Below are 6,785 nucleotides of genomic sequence, written 5' to 3'. Positions count from 1 at the left end.
GGTCCTCGAGCCCGCCGGGCCGGGCGGCTCGGGCCGGGTGCTGCCGCGGCTGTGGGACAGCGAGCGGGACCGGGCGTACCGCGAGGAATACCAGGACCTCGGACCCACGGGTGTGGTCGTGCTCTCCGGAGCGCTGCTGCTCGGTCGCGGGCTGCCCCGCGAGCTGGTGGCGCACCTCCACATGGGACGGGCGGCGCTGGGCCGCCACACGCCCGCCGAGGACCGCTGGACGCTGCCCGTGTTCGACCGCTACGAGCGCGAGCGGGACCCCTCCCGCGAGGCCGACGTGCTCGTGATGGCCGATCATCCGGACCGTCCCGCGATGCGGGGCTGACCATTCGGCGCAGGGAGGAACCCCCTGAACGACCGAAGGCCCGCACGATGGCGGGCCTTCCAGGGTCTTTGTGGGCGAGGAGGGAGTTGAACCCTCACGTCCTTTCGGACACACGGACCTGAACCGTGCGCGTCTGCCATTCCGCCACTCGCCCGAGCGACGGGAGAAAAGCTAGCACGACCACGGCGGAGCCTCGGACAGGGGGGTCCCTCGGGTGATCGTCCGGCGCTCGCGGGCGGACGGTCACCGCACCACCGGGTCGGGTGTCACCGGCCCGCGACCTACCACGGATACGATCGGGTCAGCCGGTAACACGCCGAGTGGAAGGAAAGGACGATCGAGTGGGCCGTGTCGACCGCTTCGAGCGCCGTCTGCAAGGGATGGTGGGCGATGCCTTCGCACGGGTCTTCGGAGGCAGCGTCGTTCCCCAGGAAGTCGCGCAAGCGCTGCTCAGGGAGGCCGAGGACCATCTCCGGCAGCTGGCGGGGGGTCGGGTGCTCGCACCCAACCGCTACACCGTCCAGCTCAGCCCCGCCGATCTGGACCGCATGGCGGGCGACGCCGCGGGAGTCACCGACTCGCTGTCCGCGCACGTCGCCGCACAACTCGCCGACCAGGGCTGGGACACCTACGGCGAGGTCGTAGTCTTCCTGGAGCGCTCCGAAGCGCTGCACACGGGACAGTTCCGCACCCGCTCGGCCGTCGACCCCGACGCCTCTCGTCGGATCGCCGTACCAGAACGCAACGCAGAGGATGCACCCATGAGCCAGCAACCGGGCCACCCCGAGGAGAACGGGCAGTACGGCTACGACCGTGGCGCCCCCTACGGCCAGCAGACCTACGCGCCGCCGCAGGGCGAGCAGGGTCAGCAGAACTGGAACGCCCAGCAGGGCCAGCCGGGCCAGCCCGGCTACGGCCAGCCCGGCTACGACCAGCAGCAGGGGTACGACCAGCAGGGCTACGGGCAGCCGGGCTACGGCCAGCAGCCCCAGCAGGGCGGCTACGACCAGCAGGGCTACGGCCAGCAGTACGGCCAGCAGCCCCAGCAGGGCGGGTACGACCAGGGCTACCAGGGTGGCTACGGCCAGCAGCAGCCGAACTACGGCGGCCAGCAGGGCTACGACCAGGGCTACGACGCGGGGCAGCAGCAGTACGGCCAGCCGCAGGGGTACGCCCAGCCCGGCTACGGCCAGCCGAACTACGGCGGCCAGCCCGGCTACGAGCAGCAGCCCGGTTACGACCAGCCCGGCTACGGCCAGCAGCAGGGCTACGGCCAGCAGTACGACCAGGGCTACGACGGCGGCTACGACCAGCAGGGCTACGGCCAGCAGCAGGGTTGGGGCGGGCAGCCGGGCTACGGCCAGCAGCTGCAGGCCTCCCTCACGCTGGACGACGGCTCCGGCCGCAGCTACCAGCTGACCGAGGGCACCCACGTCATCGGGCGTGGCCAGGACTCCAACTTCCGCCTCCCGGACACCGGTGTGTCCCGGCGGCACCTGGAGATCTCCTGGGACGGCCGCGGCGCCACCCTGTCCGACCTGGGCTCCACCAACGGCACCACGGTCAACGGCAACCCGGTGCAGCAGTGGCAGCTCACGGACGGCGACGTCGTCCGGGTCGGCCACTCGAGCCTGGTCTTCCGCACCCAGGGCTGAGCCGTCCAGGCACAGTCCGGGCGTGGGGTCGCTCCCTCGGGGTCGGTACGCTGCACCGACCCTGTCGTCCCCCTGCCCGTAAACAGATCGGAGAGCCCGGCGCGTGCCCGAGTTGGTGCTGCAGCTGACCAGAGCGGGGTTCCTCGCCCTGCTCTGGCTGTTCGTGCTGGTCGCGCTCCGCGTCGTGCGGTCCGACCTCTACGCGGCCTCCGGCCTGCGCGCGGTCCTGCCCGGTGGTGGCCGGGTCACCGCACGGGCCGGGCGCAGCCGCACGGCGCGACAGCTGGTCGTCACCCAGGGCCCACTGGTGGGCACCCGGATCACGTTGGACGCCCGGCCGATCCTGATCGGCCGCGCGGACGACTCGACCCTGAAGCTGGACGACGACTACGCCTCGACCCGGCACGCGCGCATCAGCCAGCAGGGCGACGAGTGGTACGTGGAGGACCTCGGGTCGACGAACGGGACCTATCTGGACCGGGCTAAGGTCACCGCACCCACCCGGGTTCCGCTCGGGGCCCCTGTCCGTATCGGCAAGACGGTGATCGAGCTGCGCTCATGACGCTTGTCCTGCGCTACTCCGCCCGCAGCGACCGCGGGCTCGTCCGGCAGAACAACCAGGACGCGGTCTACGCCGGGCCGCGGCTCCTCGCGCTCGCCGACGGCATGGGCGGGCACGCCGCGGGCGAGGTCGCCTCGTCCCTGGTGATCTCCGCGCTCGCCCCGCTGGACGAGGACCAGCCGGGGGACGACCTGCTCGCCGAGCTGCGCGAGGCCACCTTCGAGGGCAACGCCGCCATCACCCGGCACGTCGCCCAGTCGCCCGACCTCGAGGGCATGGGCACCACGCTCACCGCGATCCTCTTCGCGGGCACCCGGCTCGGCCTGGTGCACGTCGGCGACTCCCGCTGCTACCAGCTCCGGGACGGCGCGTTCGCGCAGATCACGAAGGACGACACCTTCGTCCAGTCGCTGATCGACGAGGGCCGGATCACCGAGGACGAGGCCCACACCCACCCCCAGCGCTCGCTGCTGCTGCGCGCGATCACCGGGGCCGAGGTGGAGCCGTCGCTCACCATCCGCGAGGCCCGCGCGGGCGATCGCTACCTGCTCTGCTCCGACGGGCTGTCCGGCCCGGTCTCCGACGAGACGCTCGCCGAGACGCTCCGGGACTACGTGGACCCCCGGCAGTGCGCCGACCGGCTGATCGAGCTGGCCCTGCGCGGCGGCGGCCCGGACAACATCACCTGCATCGTGGCCGACGTCCTCGACGTCGACTACGGGGACGACGCGCCGATCATCGGCGGCGCCGCGGGCGACGGGAGCGACGACGGCATCGTCAGCCCGGACACCTCCGCGGGCCGGGCCTCGGCCACCACGCTGCCCCGCGCCCTGCCCCGCCGCATCGAGCCGGTCTCCCCCGCCGAGCCGGACGGGCCGCACCGGCGGACCGCCGTGCGCGTCGGGCTCATCGTGGCCGGGCTGCTGCTCCTGCTCGTCGTCGGCGGCCTGCTCGCCCGGAGCTGGGTCATGCAGCAGTACTACGTCGGGACCGACGCCGAGCAGGTCGTGATCTACCAGGGCGTGCGCGGGAGCGTGCTGGGCGTGCCGCTGCAGACCGTGGCCGAGCGCTCGGACATCGTGCTGTCCGACCTGCCGGAGGACGCCCGCAACTCCGTTCGCACCGGCATCCCCGCCAGCGAGGGGCTCGACGGCGCACATGCCACGGTGCAGCGCCTCGAGGCCCGCATGCTGCCCTTCTGCCCCACCACCGACCCCGCGCTCACCGTGACCCCGCCCGGTGCGCCCGTCGATCCGAACGCTCCCCCCGTCGACTCCACGCCGCTCCCGACCGTGACCCCCGAGCCGGGGATCACCTGCCGGCCGGCGGGCTGATGGCGGCCCCGGAGATCAGCAGGGCAGCCGGCGGGAGCGGAAGCGGCAGGGACGCCCCCACACTCCCCACGGGCCGCACCATCGAGCTGCTCCTGCTCGTGTTCAGCGTGGTCCTGGTGACCGGCGCGCTCGTGCTGGTGGAGGCCAACCAGGAGCAGGAGCTCACCCCGACCCTGCTCTACGTCGGGCTCGCGTACCTCGTGGTCCTCATGCTCGCGCACCTGGCGGTCCGCCGGTTCGCGCCGTACGCGGACCCGCTGATCCTGCCGTCGGTCGGCCTGCTCAACGGCCTCGGCCTGGTCATGATCCACCGGCTCGACCTCGCCGACCAGGACCGCGCGATCCTGCTGGGCCAGGAGGCGCCGGACTCGCTGGTGTTCCGCCAGATCCTCTGGACGGCGTTGGGCCTCGCCCTGTTCATCGGCGTGCTCTGGTCGGTCAAGGACCACCGCACGCTCGCCCGCTACGGGTACACCTGCGGCTTCGCAGGGCTGATCCTGCTCGCCCTGCCCGGCCTGCTGCCGTCGTCGATCTCCGAGGTCAACGGGGCCAAGCTGTGGATCCGGATCGGCGGCGCGGGCATCCAGCCCGGCGAGTTCGCCAAGATCTTCCTGATCATCTTCTTCGCGGCGTTCCTGGTGCAGAAGCGCGACCTGTTCTCCACCGCGGGCCGCCGGTTCCTCGGCATGGAGCTGCCCCGCGCCCGGGACCTCGCTCCGCTGCTGGTGGCGTGGGGGCTCTCGGTCGCCATCCTGGTGTTCGAACGGGACCTCGGATCGTCCCTGCTGATCTTCGGCATGGTCCTGGTGCTGCTCTACGCGGCCACCGAGCGGGTCTCCTGGATGCTGATCGGCCTCGCCTTCTTCGTGGGCGGCGCGCTGATCGCCTACCAGCTGTTCGGGCACGTCCAGGTGCGCGTGCAGGTGTGGCTGGACCCGTTCAGCGACTACGACAACCGCGGCTACCAGATCGCCCAGGCGCTGTTCGGGCTCGGCACCGGCGGCGTCGGCGGCACCGGGCTGGGCGCGGGCCGCCCCGACCTGGTGCCCTTCGCCGAGAGCGACTTCATCTTCTCCTCGATCGGCGAGGAGCTCGGCCTGATCGGGCTCGCCGCGATCCTGGTGATCTACCTCGTGCTGATCACCCGCGGCCTGCGCAGCGCGCTCGCGGTGCGGGACAGCTTCGGCAAGCTGCTCGCCACCGGGCTCGCGTTCTCGGTGGCGCTGCAGATCTTCGTGGTCATCGGCGGGGTCACCAAGCTCATCCCGCTGACGGGGCTGACGCTGCCCTTCCTGTCCTACGGCGGCTCGTCGCTGCTGGCGAACTACGCCCTCGTCGCGTTGCTCCTGCGGATCTCCAACGCCGCGCGGGCCCCGCTGACCCGGCGGCCCGCCGCCCCCGCCGTCCCGATCGCGGAGGCGGGCACGGAGCTCGTCCAGCGCCCGGTGGTGGGCCCGTGAACACGCCCATCCGGCGCATCGCCGTCGCGGTGATGGCGCTGATCCTGCTCCTCCTCGGCAACCTCACCTACGTGCAGGTGGTCAAGGCGGGCGACTACCGGGACGACCCGCGCAACCAGCGCGTGCTGCTCGCCGAGTACGCCCGCAAGCGGGGCCAGATCTCCGCGGACGGGCAGGTCCTCGCGCAGAGCGCGGAGACCGACGACCGGCTCAAGTACCAGCGCCAGTACACGGACGGGCCGGTCTACTCGCCGATCACCGGCTACTACTCGGTGATCTACAGCTCCAGCGGCCTCGAGCGCTACGCGGACCCGGTGCTCAACGGCAGCGACGACCGGCTGTTCGCGCGCAGGCTCTCCGACCTGATCACCGGCCGGGACCCGGCGGGCGGCAACGTGGTGCTGACCGTCAAGCCGTCGGTGCAGGAGCGGGCGTACGAGGAGATGGCCGACAAGGGCTTCGAGGGCGCCGTCGTGGCGCTGCAGCCGAAGACCGGCGAGATCCTGGCCATGGTGTCCACGCCGTCGTTCGACCCGAACCCGCTGGCCAGCCACAACTCGGCCACCCAGCAGCAGGCGTGGAAGGACTTCAACGCGGCGGACCCGGCCAGCCTGCCCAACCGCGCGATCGACCAGACCTTCCCCCCGGGCTCGACGTTCAAGCTCGTCGACACCGCGGCCGCCCTGCAGAACGGCTACACCCCGGACAGCCAGCTCACCGCGGCCCCGAACATCACGCTGACCAACACGAACACCACGCTGGAGAACTACGCCGGGACCCAGTGCGGCACCGGGCAGACCGCGTCCCTGCGCGAGGCGCTCGCCCGCTCCTGCAACACCGCGTTCGCGCAGCTCGGCGGCGAGCTCGGGGCGGACAAGATCCGCGCCCAGGCCGACGCGTTCGGCATCGGCCGCTCGGACGTCGCCATCCCCATGCCGGTCACCTCGTCCGGCGTGGGCGACCTGCCGGACACGGCGGCGGTGCAGCAGTCCTCGATCGGCCAGCGGGACGTGCGGCTCACCCCCATGCAGAACGCGATGATCGTCGCCTCGATCGCCAACGGCGGGCAGACGATGGCTCCGCACCTGGTCAAGGAGGTGCAGGGGCCGGACCTCGACGTGATCGACACGACCGAGCCGGACCGGATCGGGCAGTCCATGCCCGCCGGGGTAGCGGCCACGCTCACGGACATGATGCTCGGCTCGGAGGCCCGCACCTCCGGTGGCGGCAAGATCACCGGCGTGCCGATCGCGTCGAAGACCGGTACCGCCGAGCACGGCACCGACCCCAAGAACACGCCGCCGCACGCCTGGTACGTGGCGTTCGCCCCGGCCAACGACCCGCAGGTCGCGGTCGCGGTGCTCGTCGAGAACGGCGGTGACCGGGCGCTGGAGGCCACCGGCCGATCGGGCGGTGCGCGCGTACTGCCGCGCGACCGGG

At 72.2% G+C, this 6,785-nt stretch carries 6 protein-coding genes and 1 tRNA gene; 6 read left to right on the top strand and 1 reads right to left on the bottom strand.

The window, feature by feature from the left end; translation table 11 throughout:
* Window positions 1–334: nucleoside/nucleotide kinase family protein (locus tag H5J29_RS16310; RefSeq protein WP_512700120.1), on the top strand; the 334-nt coding region annotated here is incomplete at its 5' end.
* A 71-nt stretch (window positions 335–405) separates the two neighbouring features.
* Here H5J29_RS16310 and H5J29_RS16305 read toward each other — a convergent pair.
* Window positions 406–488: transfer RNA gene (locus H5J29_RS16305), tRNA-Leu, on the bottom strand.
* Window positions 489–675: 187 nt separating this feature from the next.
* Between H5J29_RS16305 and H5J29_RS16300 the strand changes: the two genes are divergently transcribed.
* The 5 genes from H5J29_RS16300 to H5J29_RS16280 all read left to right on the top strand — a co-directional run.
* Window positions 676–1,989 carry an FHA domain-containing protein gene (locus tag H5J29_RS16300; RefSeq protein ID WP_181781815.1) on the top strand — a complete coding sequence of 438 codons (1,314 nt, stop codon included), beginning with the start codon at window positions 676–678 and terminating at the stop codon, window positions 1,987–1,989.
* 103 nt (window positions 1,990–2,092) lie between these two features.
* Complete coding sequence (locus H5J29_RS16295) at window positions 2,093–2,551, top strand: FHA domain-containing protein FhaB/FipA (protein ID WP_181781814.1); 459 nt, start codon at window positions 2,093–2,095, stop codon at window positions 2,549–2,551.
* The gene (locus H5J29_RS16290) at window positions 2,548–3,885 is read left to right on the top strand and encodes a PP2C family protein-serine/threonine phosphatase (RefSeq protein WP_181781813.1); all 1,338 of its coding nucleotides are present in this window, start codon (window positions 2,548–2,550) and stop codon (window positions 3,883–3,885) included. Before H5J29_RS16295 ends, H5J29_RS16290 begins: the two co-directional genes overlap by 4 nt.
* Window positions 3,885–5,345, top strand: coding sequence for an FtsW/RodA/SpoVE family cell cycle protein (locus H5J29_RS16285; RefSeq protein ID WP_181781812.1), 1,461 nt, complete (start codon window positions 3,885–3,887; stop codon window positions 5,343–5,345). Before H5J29_RS16290 ends, H5J29_RS16285 begins: the two co-directional genes overlap by 1 nt.
* On the top strand, window positions 5,342–6,785 hold a 1,444-nt coding region (locus H5J29_RS16280; RefSeq protein WP_181781811.1), incomplete at its 3' end, for a penicillin-binding transpeptidase domain-containing protein. The genes H5J29_RS16285 and H5J29_RS16280, both read left to right, overlap by 4 nt.

Source organism: Pseudonocardia pini, assembly GCF_013870575.1.
Taxonomy (GTDB): domain Bacteria; phylum Actinomycetota; class Actinomycetes; order Mycobacteriales; family Pseudonocardiaceae; genus Pseudonocardia; species Pseudonocardia pini.
Note: the sequence above shows the minus strand (reverse complement) of the source record. Positions and strands in the feature narration are given on the sequence as shown.

Bases quoted from the DNA above. Each gene is read 5' to 3' on its own strand.
- H5J29_RS16285 (WP_181781812.1), top strand. From the start codon at position 3,885: ATGGCGGCCCCGGAGATCAGCAGGGCAGCCGGCGGGAGCGGAAGCGGC.
- H5J29_RS16290 (WP_181781813.1), top strand. From the start codon at position 2,548: ATGACGCTTGTCCTGCGCTACTCCGCCCGCAGCGACCGCGGGCTCGTC.